The following is a 17,188-nucleotide window of genomic DNA, read 5'->3' on the forward strand; positions in this document are numbered from 1 at the left end:
TCACCTCCGGGAAATCTCAGGCCATGATTTTGGCCGAGATTTCCTTGATGACTGCCAGAACCGATTCGCCATATCGGTCGAGCTTGGATGTTCCGACGCCTTTGATGCTGGCAAGCTCCTGATGGCTCACCGGATGCTCCCGGGCGATGTCCCGTAGAACAGAGTCGTGGAAGATGACGTAAGGCGGGATTTCCTGCTCCCGGGCTTCTGAAAGTCTCCACTGACGCAGTGCATCGAACACGGTTTTTTCTTCAGCCGACAGACTCTCGTTTTCCTGATTGCTGGACGGTGTGCGGGCGATCAGGCTCTGGCGCGTATCCTGACGCAGCCGAATTCTCTCGTCTCCGCGCAGGATCGGGCGTGCGATGTCTGTTTGAAGGGCCAGACTACCATGTTCGCCATGGGTGCGGATGGCACCCCGGGCAATCAACTGTCTGACAACCGCTCGCCACCAGTTTTCCGTCTGATCCTTCCCGATCCCGAAGACGGATAAATGCTGATAGGCGTGGCGTTCGATGGTTTCGTTCGTCTTGCCTCGAAGTACGTTGGTCAGCTGAACGGCTCCAAGACGCTGACCGGTACGGTAAATCGCGGACAGGACTTTCTGGGCCGCCTCTGTCCCATCGAAGGTGGAGACAGGCGTGATGCAGTTGTCGCAATGTCCACAGGGCTCTGACAGATTTTCACCAAAACAGGCCAGGAGAGCCTGTGTTCGGCATCCTGTGGTTTCGGTAAGAGCAATCATGCTTTCCAGCCGGGATTGCATGACACGTTTCTCGTTGTCGGGAGCGTTGGACTGTTCCAGCCAGTGGCGAGCCCGCGCCATATCCTCACCGCCATACAGCAGAAGCGTATCGGACTTTTCTCCGTCACGCCCTGCCCGCCCAATCTGCTGGTAATAGGCTTCCGGCGAAGACGGCATATCCAGATGGATCACGCAGCGGACGTCTGGTCGGTCAATCCCCATGCCAAACGCAATTGTGGCGACGATCACCATGTCTTCACCAGAGCGGAAGCGCATGAGGGTTGCACGCTTCTCTATGGGAGACAGGCCCGCATGATACGGAAGAGCCGTCAGCCCCTTGTCTCGCAGCATGGTAGCGGTGCGCTCGGTCTTATTCCTGCTGCCACAGTAGACGATAGCTGCTCCGGTGCGATGGCTTTCCAGCGCTTCAAGCAGCTGCTTGCTCTCGCCACCTTTGGGGCGTGCTTCCACAAACAGGTTAGGCCGGTGGAAACTGGCCATCAGAACCCGTGCGTCGGGCATTCCCAGAACATTGAGAATATCATCCCGTGTTCTGGGGTCGGCCGTGGCCGTCAGAGCAATGCGGGGAACATTGGGGAAAAGTTCCGGCAAGGACGCAAGAGCGCGATATTCGGGACGAAATTCATGTCCCCAAGCAGAGACGCAGTGTGCTTCGTCAATTGCGATCAGAGAAATCTGACGCTTTGACAGGAAATTGCCGGTTCCGGGCTGAAGAAGCCTTTCGGGCGAAATGTAGAGGATATCGATCTTGTTGTTCCGCAGATCGTCGCGCAGAATTTCCCGCTCTTCCGTCTCCAGTTCCGAATGGAGAGCGGCTGCACGAATACCAAGCTGGCGAAGACCTGCGACCTGATCGTCCATCAAGGCGATCAGGGGGGAAACAACGATGCCCATGCCATCTCGGCACAGGGCTGGAACCTGATAGCAGAGACTTTTTCCGCCACCGGTCGGCATGAGAACGAGAACGTCCTCACCGCGCATAACGGTTTCTACGGCTTCTCCCTGAAGGCCGCGGAAACCGGAAAACCCGAACACATCCGACAGGACCTGTTCGGGATTACGGCCCGGACTGGGCGTAGGGTTCAGAGATCCCTCCGTCACTCCGAGCGCCGGATCACTGGCCCGGATTGATGGTGATGGAGACGCGACGTAGCGCAACGTGTGAGGCGTCAATCGTTGTTTCCGGCTCTGGACGGATTTCAATTTTCGCGCCGTTTACACCGTCATTGGCGAGCTGGGTTGCGACGGCCTGTGCACGGCTGTCAGCCAGTTCCTTCAGAACTGCCGGGTCGCCATTCATGCCGGCGGAACCTGCCACACGGATGGTCTTTGCGTTTTCGTTGCGTGCAGCCGTTGCAGCCTTCGTGACAACAGCTTGGGCAACAGGGCTCAGGGTCACAGAGTCACGGTCAAAGAACACGACATAGCTGTCGCGGGAGGGCTGATCCGCACAGCCAGCCAGGGCGGCGGTCAGGACGATAGCCGGAGCCGCAAGACGGATGGAAGAAAAAATACGAACCATGGCGTAACGTCCTGAAAGAAAGGATTGAGGCCTCTAGGTGCCTTGTCGGCAAAGGCTGGTCAACCTGCGCTTGAAACAACGTGTCCGTTCTCGAGACGCCAGATTCGGTCCAGCTTCTCAACGCCTGTCAGGCGATGGGCGATCAGTAGCACGCTTCGACCCTCTCCAACATTGTTGAGGGTTTCCAGAAAGGCTTTTTCTGTGTCCGCGTCCAGGCCGGTGGCTGGTTCGTCCAGAATGAGCACGGGAGCGTCCGAAAGCAGGACGCGGGCCAGTGCAATACGTCGCCCCTGCCCGCCAGAAAGCTTGGAACCACTTTCGCCAATCCATGTGTCCAGACCATCCGGAAGGCTCCGAACCGTATCTGCGATTTTCGCCTGTTCCAGAGCGGCCCACAGCGCATCTTCGGAGAGGTCCGTGCGACCGAGAAGCAGATTATCGCGGATGGTGTCATCAAAAAGATGGCTGGACTGGGAGAGCCATGCGACCTGAGAACGCAGGGTTTCGTTCTGAAGTGTTGCTATATCTGTTCCGCCCAGAAGGATCTTGCCTTTTTCGGGGGCGACGACCTTGAGGAGCAATGCGGCAAGGCTCGACTTTCCGGCGCCTGAAGGGCCAATCAGAGCAGCGCGTTCCCCTTCACGAAGGGTGAGTGTCAGATCCTGGAAAACGGGTGCCCGGTCGGGCGTCCAGCGGAAGGTCACATTCTCTACGCGGATGTCATGACGGGCCGGCAGGGCTGCTGTTCCTTCAGGAACCTGAGAGCCACGCTCGGCCACTTCCATGATACGTTCTGCCGCGTGTGAGACCTGTCCGTACAGGAGGCCTGCGCGGGACAGGCCTGTGACGCCATCCAGAGCTGTAATGGCGACAAAAAGGGCTGCAATCCCGACAACTGGTGCGGATTGCTGAAAGATCAGGCCAGCGACGGCGCACAGGATAACCGCGATTCCAGCTTTTGCGATCAGACCTGCCAGCCCGTTTGTCAGTGCCATACGAAGCGCCTGGCGCTGCTGCGCGGCAAATAGAGCATCCTGACGCTGTATTACGGTGTTTGCCAGGACGTCTTCGGCGCCAAAAGCTCTTGCTTCCCGTAAGCCGGAGGCGAGATCGAGGGCTGCTACCCGGAGGTCCGCATCTGCATGAAGAATGTCGGGGCCGAATTTTCTGGACAGGCGTGCGGCGATCCAAGGCAGGACGAATGCCAGAATGGCAAAAAATCCTCCTGTGATCAGGCCAGGTAATAGGCCCGCTTTCAGCCAGACAACAGTTGCGACCGGAAGCGTCAGAACGGCTGCTGCTAATGGAATGAGAATGCGAAGATAAAGATTGTCCAGCGTCTGCACATCAGACACCAGCCGCGACAGGAGATCACCTGACCTCTGGAAGCCGAGACCTGCTGCTGCCCCTCCGGCCAATCGGCGGTAAAACCACACACGCAGATCAGACAGTGCGCGGAACATAGCGTCGTGTGTGTAGAGCCGTTCAAAATAACGGAGAACGATCTGGGAGGAGCCAGCGATCTGCAGCAGCATTGATCCAGCGGCGACACCGACAGCCGCTGCGGCGACGCGGCTTCCTGCCTGTCCCATTAGAAGCAGGCCGGAGCACACAGCCAGTTCTGCGATAATGCCACCGGTTATCAGGCGGCCATAATTTGGCTTCCAGATCTGGATGACGCGGGAAAGAGCTGTTCCATTTTGGGGATGCTCGGACTGAAAAGAGGCGCTCATGCGGCTTCCTCCGTGTAGGAGATGGCGTGCCCTTTGTTCAGAACGAGGTGTCGTCCATGGAATTGTCGAGCCTGTGCGGAGTGCGTACAGAGAACAACTGTTCGTCCCTGCGCCAATGTGTGAAGGCTTTCCAGAATTTCAGCTTCTGTTATCGGGTCAAGGTGCGACGTAGGTTCGTCCAGAAGCAGGATCGGTGCGTTTTTGAGGAATGCCCGCGCGATGGCAATGCGCTGCGCCTGCCCCCCGGAGAGACCGAAGCCTCCCTCACCGATACGTGTTTCAAGTCCTTCCGGAAGCATGGAGAGATAAAGGTCCACCGCTGCAGCAGAAATCGCTGCATTTAGTTCCTGATCAGAGGCTTCAGGTTTGGCAAAGAGAATATTTTCCCTGATCGTGCCAGCAAATAGAACAGGTTTCTGTCCAATCCAGCTGATCTGTGCAGAGATTTGACGGGGCGTCATGTTGGCCATGTTCTGGCTGCCGAGGAAGATCGACCCTTCGGATGGGGCAACAAAGCCAAGAAGCAGCTCAAGGAGCGTTGATTTTCCTGATCCGGATGGGCCTTCCAGGATCAGTGTTTCACCAGCGGGAAGGTCAAAGCTGACGTCGTGAATGACGGGACCGCGTTCTTCGGTCCATGCGAAAGAAAGGTTTTCTGTCATAATCGCCAGGCCGGCTGGTGCGTCTGTGGCAGAACAATCCACAACATGGCTTTCTTCCGGCATGGGAGCGAGTGCATGCATGGCTTCTGCTGCGGCTGACGCATGGGCTCTGTCCTGATAAGCCGCAGAAAGAGCACGGAAAGACGCGAACGCTTCTGGCACCAACAGGATTGCATAAAGAGCGCGGGTCAGGGTCAGTTCCGGCGTCGAACTGCTGAGACTATGGCTCTGTGTGATGACAATCAGTACGAGAGCGACAACCATAGCCACATCTGTCGTTGCAGATGCGAGGAAAGCGATGCGGAGTACTTTCATTGTCCGTAGACGCAGATCATCGGCACTGTTGGCCAATGCCTGTGTCTCACGCTCCGTACCCCCCGACAGAACAATGGTTGCAATTCCTTTGACGCGGTCCAGAAATCGCGTCTGAAGGCGGGTCATGGCCAAAAACTGCTTGCGGGACGCGACGGCTGTAGCGATGCCGAAGATAGCCTGGAAAACAGGCAGAGTGGCGCAACAGATCGCAAGAAGAATGCCAGCTTGATGATTTTGCCAAAAGACAGCCGCAACCACGATCCATTGAGAAACCAGCCACAGGGCTGAAGCAGGCAGCCAGCGTGCAAAATACCCGTCCAAAGCTTCTACGCGATCGACCAGGGTTGAGGCGATGACGGAGCTATGTTGACGGCGGAGAAGGGCGGGTCCTTCCCCGAGGATACGCGCAAGAATTTCCGAGCGTAACCGACGACGCGCAGCAAGGCTTGAGCGTGAGGCCATGACCTCCTGAATAACACCCAGTCCTATTCGAAGCAGACTGGCCAGTAGAAACATTCCGATCGCTGGTGCTGCACCGGCGGAGTGGGATGTCAGGATGGAAGCAAGTGTCCGGGCTAGAGCCCATGCCTGCAGAAGACCCAGCAGGGTCGAGAGCAGTCCGAGGATCACTACGATGGAAGTGCTGGAACGGCTGGCTCGTCCCTGCGCCTTGATCCACGCTTTTGCGATTGTTTTATCGGCCTTCATGATCCCTGCATATAGGTCGCAAAATTGCTGTAAGACAGCCTTCGACGCATTTCTTGCAGCTTATTTAGATTTTTATGCCCATTTTCAGGAGTCGGAACTCCGGTACGCCTTACGAGATGGGCGAATCGTTTCTGTTGATTGCCTGCTGCGCGATGGCGACCGCGGTCGGCACGGGATCAGCGGGAACAAACTTTAGATTATACCAAGTGCCACCATCATTGTTGATCAACAGGTCTGCGTTGATTTGTCGCGCAAAGCCACGGATCAACTGAATGCCTATGCCTTCGCGCCGCGTGCGGGACTCGGAGGCGCGGGCGGCGTCCAGGCCAATCCCGTTATCTCCAAGTTCAAGTTCAACGAGCCCTTCTTTTTCCGGAGGAGGATTGGGGACGCGACGAAGCGAAATGCTGATAGCGCCTGATCGGTTTCCAGGAAATGCATACCGAAGAGCATTGCTGACGACTTCTGTGACAATCAGTGCCACCGGGACTGCCTGATCCGGTGAGATCAGAACATGCTCAATGTCCAGCTTCAGCCGAATACGAGTCTGCGTATTCATGTTGTGAGCAGAGAACAGGATGGAACATAATTCTTCGAGGAAGCTCTGAACGTCGAGCGCCGATAAGCCATTCTCTGAATAAAGATAGCGATGAAGGGTGGCGAGCGCTCTGACCCTGTCCCGCACAAGTCTGAATTCCTCGCGGGCTTCATGGGAACGGATACGACTTGCCTGTAGATTCAGCAGGGACGCAATGACCTGAAGATTGTTTTTAACGCGATGGTGGATTTCCCGAATCAGCATATCCTGATGATGGGCGGATTTTTCCAGTTCCTGCTCATGACGCGTCAGGCGACGTGTTGCGCGGAGAAACGCACGTTCAAGATGGCGTATTTCCAGCGGGATCGAGCGGTTGATCCGGGGGTCAAACGGGGCCCCCCTCCTCCATTCTGCGACGGCAAGAGCAAGGCGTTCCAGAGGCTCTACAAGAAAGGTCCGGGCGGCAAGGGCAACGGCGATCAATTCCAGTGCTAGCAGTCCTGCAATTAACCCCACCCGAATAAGGAAGATATTAAGAGCTCTGCTTTCTTCATGTGTGCGCTCGGTGGCGACAAGGAGGCTGACGGGGCCATATGCATTCTGAAGAACATAAGTCGTGCCTTTGATCGTAAAGGCATCGTGCAAGGCATGTCTTGTAAAGTCTGCTTTAAGGCGCCCGTGAACTGCTGCAGGAAGTTCAGGGATGTCGGGATGATCAGGGAAAAGCGAAAAGATCGCTTGATCCCCCATCAATAGAAGATGACGGGCATTGTCATTGACGCCCAGAAGAAGTCGGCCATCTCCCATTGGTAGGTGGCTTCTTTGCCATCCAAGCGTTCGTACCGCTACGATATAACCGGTAATGGCGCCCTGATTTATCAGTGGGACAACGAAGCGGATGAGTGGGCCGCGTTTGTGGGCCGCGTTTGCCCTTCAGAACGTCTACGCCAATATTGGGCCGATGAGCGCCGTCATAAAGAATAGGAAGCAGTTCGCTCGAAGTGCAGATTGCCGGGTCTTGAGATGACGGTGGTGGTAGAACCACGACAGGGCGACCGTCTGCATCCGTAAGAACCAGTGAACAATAGTGATGCTGGGAGATGGTTTGTACGAGAGCAAATTCCCTGAGAGCATTGTCAGGGGAGATGTTTCCCTCTGCGAGCATATCCAGAGCGGTATGGGTCTGGTCCATATCGCTGGATAGTTCAGAGAGGGCGGTTTGGGCGTCTTTCTCGGTGCGAGAAAGCGCATTCCCTACATTTTCCTGATAATTATGCCAGGCAAGCAGTCCCGCAATGGTGGCCAGTGGCAGAGTCGTTGCGACAATGAGCGCCATGACACGGGCACTGACAGTGTCTAGCATTCTCACACTGCGAAAAATCATTCTGCGGTAAGGAATGATCAGGCCCCTTGAGACCGCCGACCCGATACCGCCGACCCGATATCTCAGGTCGGGCTAGAGATTTTTTCACTTGTTGCGGTCTTCTTCGATAAGCTTGAGGAGCTCGTCAGGAATGGGTTCGTTCGCAACATCGTCAAAGAGCTGATGAAGTCCGCGGCTCAGCCAGATACCAAAAGGAGAATCGTTCTCTTCAACTTTTGGTTTTCCGGATGAGGATTGGGACTTGTCTCCTCCGGTCATTTTATAGTCCTGAGCCTCTCTGTGACAAAGGAGAACAGTCGCTTCTGTCCCTGCGGGCTGCCTTCCATCGGTCGACCTTATCAGAAGCCGATGAATGAGGCAGCGACGGAATGTTTACAAAATACAGCAGACCTGCCGCAATTGCCTTAATTCCGAAATGGACGATTTTTTAACGTCCGTGCAAGGCTAAAAGTTCATATCAGCTCAGGAAAGAAACAGATCATCCGCAGATTTGCCGTCGCGATGCCGGGCATCAATCGCTTCACGCAGCGCTTTTACCTTGACGCGGAGCTTGTCGTTGCTGGGCATTTCTCCCGTCATCCATGCTTCAAGCTGACGACGTGCGCGGAAAACGCGACTTTTTGCTGTACCAACGGCGCAGTCCGTAGCTTCTGCCAGAGCTTCATAGCTCATACCCTGAATAACAACCATAACGAGCGCTTCCCTCTGATCAGCCGGAAGGCGCGACAGAGCGAGAGAAAGGTCTTTCAATGCAAGGCTGTCTTCGTGTGTGGCCGGGCTTGCAAAGTTGGATGCTGGCACATCGTCGATATCTGTCGTCTCACGGCGTTTGCGCAGATCGGAGATGAAGCGATTGCGAAGGATACGATGCATCCAGGCAGAAAAATTGGTGCCGGGTATAAAGCTGTTCTGGGCGGCAAGAGCATTGCACACAGCATCCTGAACCAGATCTTCTGCTGCTGCGCGGTTGCGGGTCAGGGAAAGGGCCTGAACGCGAAGCTTCGGAAGAATGGCAATAACCTGGTCATGGAACGTCATGGGAAATACTCCTGATTTCGTCCTGTTTCATGGGATCAATGAACGGAACTTCAGGATCGTTGCATTCAGATGGAAAATTTTTCTATTTTTCTTGGAAATTGTTTTTTAACAATGAGTTACGCTTAATTTTCGAGTGAACTGTCTGTTGCTGTTAGAGCCGCTAGCTGGCTTCTGGCGCGGGACACCCTTGCTTTCATGGTGCCAGCAGGAACATTGCAGATGCAGGCCGCATCTTCATATGAAAGCTCCTGCGCACCGACCAAAATGATGGCTTCCCGCAGAAGGTCTGGCAGTTTCCAAAGAATTTCCCCGAGATCTGTGATGGCATCTCTTGCGCTTTGCATTGAAGGAGCTTCGGAAGAAACGGGCATATCGAGTTCGAAATCCTGCATGATTTCCTGTTCGCGGGAAAAACGCCTTCGTTGCTCGTAAAAGGCATTTCTCTGAATTGTGAACAGCCACGCCTTGAGCGTGGTTCCTGTTTCGAACTGCGTTTGGGCTGCGAGAGCCCGCACGACCGTATCTTGCACAAGATCATCCGCTGCCGTCGCATCACGGGTTAAAAAACGCGCAAAACCGCGAAGGTCGGGGAGTGTTTTGAGGAGTTCCTGATGGAAGGAAGGCCCTCTTCTCTCCTGTGGAGCCGGTATCGTGCCGGAAACAGGGTTTGTCAGAGGACTGTCCTTCCAAAGGAACATGTGAGGTGCGACCGGATAACGAACACTAGTCGCATCATGCTGATCGTGTCATGATTAATCAATTGCCGCAAACGGATAGCTCTTCATAAGGTTTCCGTGCGACCATTCTGCAAGAGGCCAAGAACCCATGACTGACACGGCACGTCAGGAACTTATCGCGGCGCTGCCTTATGCCCGTCGTTTTGCTCGTGCGCTGGCCGGGGATCAGGCGCAGGGAGATCGTCTGGTTGCCAGCGCTCTGAAAGATTTACTGGCTGAAGGAGAAGCAGATCTCCCTGCCCGACTGGCTCTCTATGGTAAGCTTGTGCAGGAATTTTCTCACAAGTCTGCCTCGCAGGCCGGTATGACGTTAACCCAGAGAGCCTTGTTGCTTCTGACGTCTCTGGAGGAGCAGTCACTGGCTTCTGCTGCGCGTGCATTGTCCATTTCTGAAGACGAGGCAGCAAGTGAACTTGGAGTTGCCCGTCAGGCTTTGCAGGGGATTGCCCAGACATCAGTGCTGATCATTGAGGATGAGCCCATAATTGCGATGGATATTCAGGATCTCGTTGAACGATGTGGTCACAAGATTGCTGGCGTAGCTCATACAGAGGCCGATGCGGTCAAATTGGCCGCCGAGACAAAACCCGGCCTGATACTTGCCGATATCAATCTGGGGGGCGGTGGAGACGGTATGCACGCTGTCGGTCGTATCCTTAAAACGCATGAAACACCTGTTATTTTTGTAACGGCCTATCCCGAGCGTCTTTTGACCGGGGAAGCGCACGAGCCTTCCTTTGTGATTACGAAGCCGTTTGAGCCGTTGGCTCTGGCTGTTGCGACGTATCAGGCCGTAACAGGTGGCGTAGAGCCGGTTTGAGTTGAAAACAGGAATTGGGAGCCTTGCGGGCTGACGTCTCCTGCGACACATAGGAGGCATGTCGGCACCCATCCTCCTTCTCCAGAATATTACCTACACTCTTGGCGGGCGCCCGCTCCTTGATGGAGCGGAGCTTGGCGTCCTGCCGGGAGAACGTATTTGCCTTGTTGGGCGGAACGGCTCGGGCAAATCCACGCTCCTCAAAATAGCAGCGGGTGATATCGTCGCTGACGACGGAACGCGTTTCGTTCAGCCGGGGGTGAAGGTCCATTATCTGGCCCAGGAGCCGGATCTCTCTGCCTACCCTTCTACATTTCATTATGTCGCTGACGGTCTGGACGATACGGAGCATTATCGTGCCCGCGCCATGTTGTCCGAACTTGGCATGACAGGTGACGAAGGGTGCGAGCGGCTTTCAGGCGGTGAAGTGCGTCGTTGTGCTCTTGCTCGGGCGCTGGCGGCTGAGCCGGACCTGTTGCTTTTGGATGAACCGACCAACCATCTTGATCTGCCAACAATTACATGGCTCGAAAAAGAACTGGCCGCGTCCCGCTGTGCCATGATTGTCATCAGTCATGACCGTCGTCTTCTGGAGACGCTTTCTCGCAGTGTTGTCTGGCTTGAGCAGGGTAAGACGCGCCGTCTGGACCAAGGATTTTCTCGCTACGAAACCTGGCGAGACGAGGTTCTGGAGCAGGAAGAGCGCGATGCTCACAAGCTGGATCGCCAGATCGCCCGTGAAGAAGACTGGATGCGCTATGGCGTAACAGCTCGGCGAAAGCGGAACGTGCGCCGTGTGGCTGAACTCGCGACATTGAGAAACAACCGTCGGGAAATGGCTTCGCGCGGCACTGGTACGCTCCGGATGGCTGCTACCGAGGCTGATGGCGCGGGGAAAATCACGATTGGCGCCGAGAATCTTGGGTGGTCTTATGATGATCGGCAGATCGTCAAAAATCTTGATCTCAAGATACTTCGTGGGGACCGGCTTGGGCTGGTTGGGGCGAATGGTGCTGGTAAGACGACACTTATCCGACTGCTGACGGGGCGAATGGCTCCTCAGGAAGGTTCGGTCTATATCGGACCGTCTGTTGCCATGGTGACGCTGGATCAGCAGCGTGAAAGTCTGGATCCTGCTAAAACGCTTTCTGATACCCTGACGGGTGGAAGCGGCGATATGGTTCAGGTCGGGACTGATAAGCGGCATGTTATTGGATACATGAAGGACTTCATGTTCCGGCCCGAGCAGGCTCGTACGCCCGTTGGAAAGCTGTCGGGTGGAGAGCGTGGCCGTCTGGCTCTTGCGTGCGCTTTGGCCAAACCTTCCAGTCTCATGGTGCTGGATGAACCTACCAACGATCTCGATCTGGAAACGCTCGATCTGTTGCAGGAGATGCTGGCTGATTATGCAGGTACGGTTCTGCTTGTTAGCCATGACCGTGATTTTCTGGATCGGGTTGCGGGTTCCGTTCTGGTGTCAGAAGGAGGTGGTTATTGGATTGAGTATGCAGGCGGGTATTCTGACATGCTTGTTCAACGACGTGGCGAAGCCCCCGCTGAGAGAAGTGTTGACGAGAAGTCGTTCGTTAATCCTGAGACTAAAAATGTCGTAAAATCCGAAAAAAAGCAGACAAAGCTCAGTTATAACGACAAGCGTGCACTTGACCTTCTTCCCGGAAAAATGGCCAAGCTGGAGAAAGAGATCGTTACGTATAGAGAAGCTCTGGCCGATCCTGCTCTCTACACGCGCGACCCTGCCAAATTTGCGAAAATCAGCGATGCTCTTCAGGCCGCAGAAAATGCTCTGACAGAGGCTGAAGAGCAGTGGCTGGAACTGGAGGTCAAGAAGGAAGAGTTGCAATCTCAATGAGTTATTAGTGTAATTTCAGGTCTAATCCATCGCAGGGATAAGACCTGAAAGCTCCATGGTTTTGCGGGAGGCATGAATGCTTTCCGTGACGCGGATCGCGGCATCCAGCGCCCGGATGCCAGCCTGTGCGTCTACGAGCACCGGAGTGCCTTCGAGGCATGAGGTTGCAAAAGCCTGATGTTCGACGGTCAGATTATCATGATCGTTCCAACTGATGGCTTCTCGCCGGAACCCTCCGGTACCTGGAAGCGGCAGGCCACTTTCGCGCCCGATAAAGCTCAGTTTGCGCTCCATGAAGTCAGCAGACAGGTATCCGTCCTGTGAGAAAAGTCTCATACGACGTTCTGTTTTCAAGGAAATTCGGCTTGCGGTAATTGTAGCGACGCAACCGTTTTCGAAGCGAACACGTGCATTCGCAATGTCTTCATGCTCGCTCGAAACCGCGGCACCAATAGCGTCAATGGCGGCGATGGGGCTGTCTACAATCGCCAGAACGAGATCTAGGTCATGGATCATCAGGTCTAGAATGACTGAGACGTCTGTGCCGCGTGGTTTGAAGGGCGCGATGCGGGTGGCCTCGATGTAGAGGGGTTTTGTGATCCGTTCTGTAATGGCTTTGTGTTCTGCAGAATACCTAAGCAGGTGGCCGACCTGAAGAACCTTCCCTGTTCTCGCGGCAATTTCCGCCAATTGGTATGCTTCATCCAGCGTTGCTGCGATCGGTTTTTCCACCAGAACATGACGATCAGCTTCAAGCGCCTTGCTGGCGAGTTTGAAGTGATACTCGGCTGGGGCTGCGATGATGACGGCTTCGACGTCCGCCAAAAGTGCTTCGTAAGTGGGGGCAATCGCGCATTTTGCTTCGCGGGCAACCAACGCCGCCCTGGCTGGGTCAGGGTCGAAGAGCGCCACCAGATGTTCAGCCGGATTTGCCGCTGACTTGAGAGCGTGAAACCGCCCGAAATGGCCGGCACCGACGATGCCGACCCGAAGCTGTCGCCGAGTGTTCATGCGTGACAGGATTACCAGCCCGCCGCGCCTTCGCAAAGGCGTCAGGCCCGGAATGGGCGAACAATGTTGGTGAAAGGTTGCATCGGCATTGCGGAAGCGGCATGGTCCCGCGCAAGAAACTCGAACCGTCCAAACCCGCCGAGGACATCTCGACCCGTTATGATGTATTACAGCCGGCTCAGACTGCTGGGTGTCGCAGGCGTTTGCCTGATCGGCCTCCTGCTGTGTCTGCCCAATTTCATGCGTGCCCCCACGCCGTCCCTGCCCTGGCGGCAGATCCATCTTGGCCTTGATCTTCGAGGTGGGTCATACCTGCTTCTTCAGCTTGATCTGAAGTCTCTTGAGCATGATCGTTTGCAGTCCCTGCAGGATCAGGCGCGTCAGACCCTTCTGGATAAATCTCTCGGTTATCGGGATTTTCAGAAGGACGATCAGACGGCCAGTCTCAGCTTTGCGCCGCGTTCAGATGATGAGCGTGCTGCAGCATTGAAGACCATGCAGGATCTTCCGGTTGTTGTGCCGGATGAGTTCCATGTCACAGAAGCGAATGGTCGCATTGTTCTGACGCTTCAGCATGACGCCATGCTGGCCCGTGCCCGCGATGCTGTGGCTCAGTCCATTGAGATCGTGCGTCGTCGTATTGATGCGACGGGTGCGATTGATCCGAGTATTGCCCGTGAAGGTGATGACCGGATTGTCGTGGAACTGCCGGGCGTGAGTGATCCGGAGCGGATCAAGACGCTTCTGGGAACGACTGCTCGTCTGACATTCCGTCTGCTGGCGCCCAATCCCAGCGTCGCAAGCCCCGGCTCAACGATGCTTGAGGATATCAGCACACACTCTCAGGTTGCTGTTCAGGATCATGTCGATGTTGATGGAACGGATCTGACGAACGCTGGTGCTGTTATTGATCAGCAGAGCGGTGGTTGGGCTGTGACGTTCCAGCTTAACAGCGCTGGCGCGACAGCTTTTGCGAATACGACCCGCGCGAATGTCGGCAAACGCTTTGCGATTGTTCTGGACAACAAGGTTATTGAGGCTCCGAACATCATCAACCCGATCACGGCTGGAAGCGGCCAGATTACGGGTGGGTTTGATGCGCACAGTGCGTCTGACCTTGCTCTTCTGCTGCGTGCTGGTGCCCTTCCCGCTCCGCTCGCCGTCATTGAACAGCGGACGATTGGCCCGAGCCTTGGTGCAGCCTCTATCCATGCCGGTATCATCAGCCTGGGTGTGGGCTTCCTGCTGGTTGTTGTGTTCATGGTGCTCTTCTACGGACGCTTTGGTCTGTATGCTGATATCGCCCTGTTTGCGAACCTGATCCTGATGGTGGCGATCCTCTCGCTGTTCCAGGCAACGCTGACGCTGCCGGGTATGGCGGGCATGCTTCTAACATTGGGTATGGCGGTTGATGCCAACATCCTGATCAACGAGCGTATCCGTGAGGAAGTGAAGCGTGGTCGTGGGCCGTTGCAGGCTCTTCAGGCCGGGTTCGAACGCGCGACCAGCACGATCGTGGATAGTAACGCCACGGCGTTTCTGGCTCACGTCATGCTGTTCGTGTTCGGTACGGGGCCGGTGCGAAACTTCGCTCTGACCATCACGATCGGTATCGTGACGACCCTCTTTACGACCCTGCTGCTGTCACGCTTCCTTGTCGTGCGGTGGTATGCCCTTGCCCGTCCCAAAGAACTGCCGGTCTGAACGTCATGCTGTCACGTCCCCTACTCCGTTTTGTCCGTGACGATCGGCGCATTAATTTCATGCGTGGCCGTCACATGGGGCTTATCGTTTCGGCGGTTCTCTCCATTGCGTCTGTTATTCTGTTCTTTCAGCCGGGTTTGAAGCTTGGTCTGGATTTCCGGGGTGGCATCATTGTCGAAGCTCAGACGCCCGGTGCGGCTGATTTTGGCAAACTGCGCTCTGCTCTGGAAAAGGCAGGTATCCATCCGGATGCCGTGCAGGCTTTTGGTTCTCCGCGTGATGTGCGTATCTCGATCAATGCACCTGAAGGTGTTGACCGGGAGGCTCAGACGCAGAAGCTTGTGGATGACGTCAAGACTGCCATTTCCGCTGCTGAGCCTGGAACCCAGGTTCTGCGGGCAGATGCCGTTGGTGCTTCCGTGTCTTCCGAACTGTTCCGGGATGGCCTGCTGGCGCTTGGTTTCAGTCTTGCGATGATTCTGGCCTATATCTGGATCCGCTTTGAGCGTGAATTCGCTATTAGTGCGGTTATCACGCTCATCCTTGATCTGACGAAGACGGTTGGTTTTCTGGCCATCACGCGCTTCGAATTTGATCTGGTTATGGTGGCAGCCCTGCTGACGATTCTTGGTTATTCAACCAATGACAAGGTCGTGGTTTATGACCGCATCCGGGAAAATCTGCGCAAATATCGCACGATGCCGCTGCGGGAGCTTCTGGATCTTTCCATCAATGAGACGCTGAACCGTACGCTTGGAACGTCCATGACGGTGTTTCTGGCGGCTCTACCTCTGGCGCTGTTTGGTGGCAGTACCCTGACGGGTTTTGCGACTGTCATGCTGTTTGGTATCGTGGTTGGAACGTCTTCTTCCATCTTCATTGCGGCGCCACTCCTGCTGCTGATGGGGGAGAAGCGTCTGCGTAAGGGGGGCTCCACTCCCGAAGCGGAATGAGCTTTTCTCCAGAATTTTGAGACAAAAAAAACCGGCTCCATAAGGGCCGGTTTTTTTGTTCGTGATGTCTGGCTTTTTAACTCGAAAAGCTGGTCAGGAGTGCTGCGATTGCAGCGTCTGCTTTCCGGTTTCCCGAGGATGTCTGAAGGCGCATCGCATTCAGAACGGCTTTTTGAGCATCATGATCCAGAGAGATCAGCTTTGGAACATTCTGGGCGGTAATCCGTCCCCCTATTAATGCTCCACGCGCCATGCCGTGAGCCACGAGATAGGCATATAAGCGGGCGTTTGGGGATGGTGGCACGCCTTCCATCGGGCGTGCCGCGCATCCTGCAAGCAGGCCTGTCATCAGAACAAAAATGCTCATTCTTTGAATGAGGGTCGTTCCGGGAAAGGCCTGCCGAGACATCAGGACGCCTTGCTGGCGAGGATGTCGCGAATTTCCGTCAGAAGGACTTCTTCCTTTGTGGGTGCTGGCGGAGCTGCTGGAGCAGCTTCTTCTTTACGGTGCAGCTTGCCGATGAGGCGCACGACCCAGAAGATGAAGAACGCAACGATCAGGAACTGGATGACGGCATTCAGGAATACGCCGATATTGACGGTGACAGCACCAGCCTTCTGGGCTTCTTCAAGGGTGTCCTTAACCGGTCCTTTGAGGGTGATGAACAGGTTAGAGAAGTCAACACCGCCGGTCAGAAGGCCGATGAACGGCGTCAGGACGTCCTTGACGGCGCTGTTCACAATGGTTGTGAACGCTGCACCGATGATCACGCCGACGGCGAGGTCCAGAACATTGCCGCGCATGATGAATTTCTGGAAATCGCTGACCCAGCCCGGAGTGTGCAGGGCGTGTTTCGTTTCGCTCATAAAAAACCTTTCTTGGGGGAGCCGCAGAGACGCGGTTGCAGGCCTGAAAAGTTATGCCTGCATCAACCCAGAAATAAACGGACTCAGGCGATCCCGTAAAGTCTGCTTTCATCCTGTAGGACTTTCCGTTATACGCGCCTCATGATTCGCTCCGGTCGGTATCGGAGCTTTCTTTCTGGAGTAGAGAATTCATGAAATCCGGCATCCATCCCGACTACCACGAAATCACCGTCATCATGACCGATGGCACCGAATACAAGACCCGCTCCTGCTATGGCGAGCCGGGTGCCACCCTGCGTCTGGACGTTGACCCGAAGTCCCATCCGGCATGGACGGGTGTGCAGCGTATGCTCGACACTGGAGGCCAGGTTGCCAAGTTCAACAAGCGCTTCGCTGGTATCGGTACCCGCAAGTAAGCTTGTCTGCCTCCATGCGCGCCTCTTGAAGCGTCGCAGGACAGGTACCATCTGGAATATCGGTCATGACGCCTTTCGGGTCGTGACCGATAGACCAATCGCGGTTCGCCTCTTTGGGAACTGCACCAGATGAACCCTGCCTTA

Annotated in this window: 17 protein-coding genes; 5 read left to right on the forward strand and 12 right to left on the reverse strand. The window is 55.4% G+C overall.

Annotated features, from left to right (window positions below):
• Positions 1–16: 16 nt before the first annotated feature.
• From recQ to AC3B6F_RS01820, 9 genes are all read right to left on the reverse strand, one after another.
• On the reverse strand, positions 17–1,867 hold the full coding sequence (gene recQ, locus AC3B6F_RS01780; protein WP_489823207.1) for a DNA helicase RecQ: 1,851 nt from the start codon (positions 1,865–1,867) through the stop codon (positions 17–19).
• Positions 1,868–1,880: 13 nt separating this feature from the next.
• Positions 1,881–2,288: an OmpA family protein gene (locus AC3B6F_RS01785; RefSeq protein WP_489823194.1), complete on the reverse strand. Its 408-nt coding sequence runs from the start codon at positions 2,286–2,288 to the stop codon at positions 1,881–1,883.
• 59 nt (positions 2,289–2,347) lie between these two features.
• On the reverse strand, positions 2,348–4,021 hold the full coding sequence (cydC, locus tag AC3B6F_RS01790) for a thiol reductant ABC exporter subunit CydC (protein ID WP_489823195.1): 1,674 nt from the start codon (positions 4,019–4,021) through the stop codon (positions 2,348–2,350).
• Complete coding sequence (cydD, locus tag AC3B6F_RS01795) at positions 4,018–5,706, reverse strand: thiol reductant ABC exporter subunit CydD (RefSeq protein WP_489823196.1); 1,689 nt, start codon at positions 5,704–5,706, stop codon at positions 4,018–4,020. The genes cydC and cydD overlap by 4 nt, the downstream gene beginning before the upstream one ends.
• 109 nt (positions 5,707–5,815) lie before the next feature.
• The gene (locus AC3B6F_RS01800) at positions 5,816–7,051 is read right to left on the reverse strand and encodes a sensor histidine kinase (RefSeq protein ID WP_489823197.1); all 1,236 of its coding nucleotides are present in this window, start codon (positions 7,049–7,051) and stop codon (positions 5,816–5,818) included.
• A complete protein-coding gene (locus AC3B6F_RS01805) occupies positions 7,017–7,607 on the reverse strand; it encodes a hypothetical protein (RefSeq protein ID WP_489823198.1) in 591 nt (196 codons plus the stop codon). The genes AC3B6F_RS01800 and AC3B6F_RS01805 overlap by 35 nt, the downstream gene beginning before the upstream one ends.
• 105 nt (positions 7,608–7,712) lie before the next feature.
• Positions 7,713–7,886 (reverse strand): NepR family anti-sigma factor, encoded by a 174-nt coding sequence (locus tag AC3B6F_RS01810; RefSeq protein WP_023942497.1) that lies wholly within the window; start codon positions 7,884–7,886, stop codon positions 7,713–7,715.
• A gap of 204 nt (positions 7,887–8,090) precedes the next feature.
• Positions 8,091–8,666, reverse strand: coding sequence for a sigma-70 family RNA polymerase sigma factor (locus AC3B6F_RS01815; protein WP_023942495.1), 576 nt, complete (start codon positions 8,664–8,666; stop codon positions 8,091–8,093).
• Positions 8,667–8,788: 122 nt separating this feature from the next.
• The gene (locus AC3B6F_RS01820; RefSeq protein WP_489823199.1) at positions 8,789–9,364 is read right to left on the reverse strand and encodes a sigma-70 family RNA polymerase sigma factor; all 576 of its coding nucleotides are present in this window, start codon (positions 9,362–9,364) and stop codon (positions 8,789–8,791) included.
• A 127-nt stretch (positions 9,365–9,491) separates the two neighbouring features.
• Here AC3B6F_RS01820 and AC3B6F_RS01825 point away from each other — a divergent pair, with 127 nt between their 5' ends.
• The gene (locus AC3B6F_RS01825; protein ID WP_489823200.1) at positions 9,492–10,223 is read left to right on the forward strand and encodes a response regulator; all 732 of its coding nucleotides are present in this window, start codon (positions 9,492–9,494) and stop codon (positions 10,221–10,223) included.
• Between the two features lie 58 nt (positions 10,224–10,281).
• Positions 10,282–12,093 carry an ABC-F family ATP-binding cassette domain-containing protein gene (locus tag AC3B6F_RS01830; RefSeq protein WP_489823201.1) on the forward strand — a complete coding sequence of 604 codons (1,812 nt, stop codon included), beginning with the start codon at positions 10,282–10,284 and terminating at the stop codon, positions 12,091–12,093.
• A 21-nt stretch (positions 12,094–12,114) separates the two neighbouring features.
• On the opposite strand, the gene AC3B6F_RS01835 is transcribed toward AC3B6F_RS01830, so the two are convergent.
• A complete protein-coding gene (locus tag AC3B6F_RS01835) occupies positions 12,115–13,104 on the reverse strand; it encodes a Gfo/Idh/MocA family protein (RefSeq protein ID WP_489823202.1) in 990 nt (329 codons plus the stop codon).
• 162 nt (positions 13,105–13,266) lie between these two features.
• Between AC3B6F_RS01835 and secD the strand changes: the two genes are divergently transcribed.
• Both secD and secF read left to right on the forward strand, forming a co-directional pair.
• Positions 13,267–14,808 carry a protein translocase subunit SecD gene (secD, locus tag AC3B6F_RS01840; protein ID WP_026017428.1) on the forward strand — a complete coding sequence of 514 codons (1,542 nt, stop codon included), beginning with the start codon at positions 13,267–13,269 and terminating at the stop codon, positions 14,806–14,808.
• Positions 14,809–14,813: 5 nt separating this feature from the next.
• Complete coding sequence (secF, locus tag AC3B6F_RS01845) at positions 14,814–15,761, forward strand: protein translocase subunit SecF (RefSeq protein ID WP_489823203.1); 948 nt, start codon at positions 14,814–14,816, stop codon at positions 15,759–15,761.
• A 76-nt stretch (positions 15,762–15,837) separates the two neighbouring features.
• On the opposite strand, the gene AC3B6F_RS01850 is transcribed toward secF, so the two are convergent.
• Positions 15,838–16,170: a hypothetical protein gene (locus AC3B6F_RS01850; protein WP_489823204.1), complete on the reverse strand. Its 333-nt coding sequence runs from the start codon at positions 16,168–16,170 to the stop codon at positions 15,838–15,840.
• Complete coding sequence (gene mscL, locus AC3B6F_RS01855) at positions 16,170–16,628, reverse strand: large-conductance mechanosensitive channel protein MscL (RefSeq protein WP_023942477.1); 459 nt, start codon at positions 16,626–16,628, stop codon at positions 16,170–16,172. Before mscL ends, AC3B6F_RS01850 begins: the two co-directional genes overlap by 1 nt.
• 191 nt (positions 16,629–16,819) lie before the next feature.
• On the opposite strand from mscL, the gene rpmE reads away from it, so the two are divergent.
• Complete coding sequence (rpmE, locus tag AC3B6F_RS01860; protein ID WP_007281980.1) at positions 16,820–17,044, forward strand: 50S ribosomal protein L31; 225 nt, start codon at positions 16,820–16,822, stop codon at positions 17,042–17,044.
• Positions 17,045–17,188 lie beyond the last annotated feature (144 nt).

Source organism: Gluconobacter sp. ESL1110 (genome assembly GCF_058107395.1).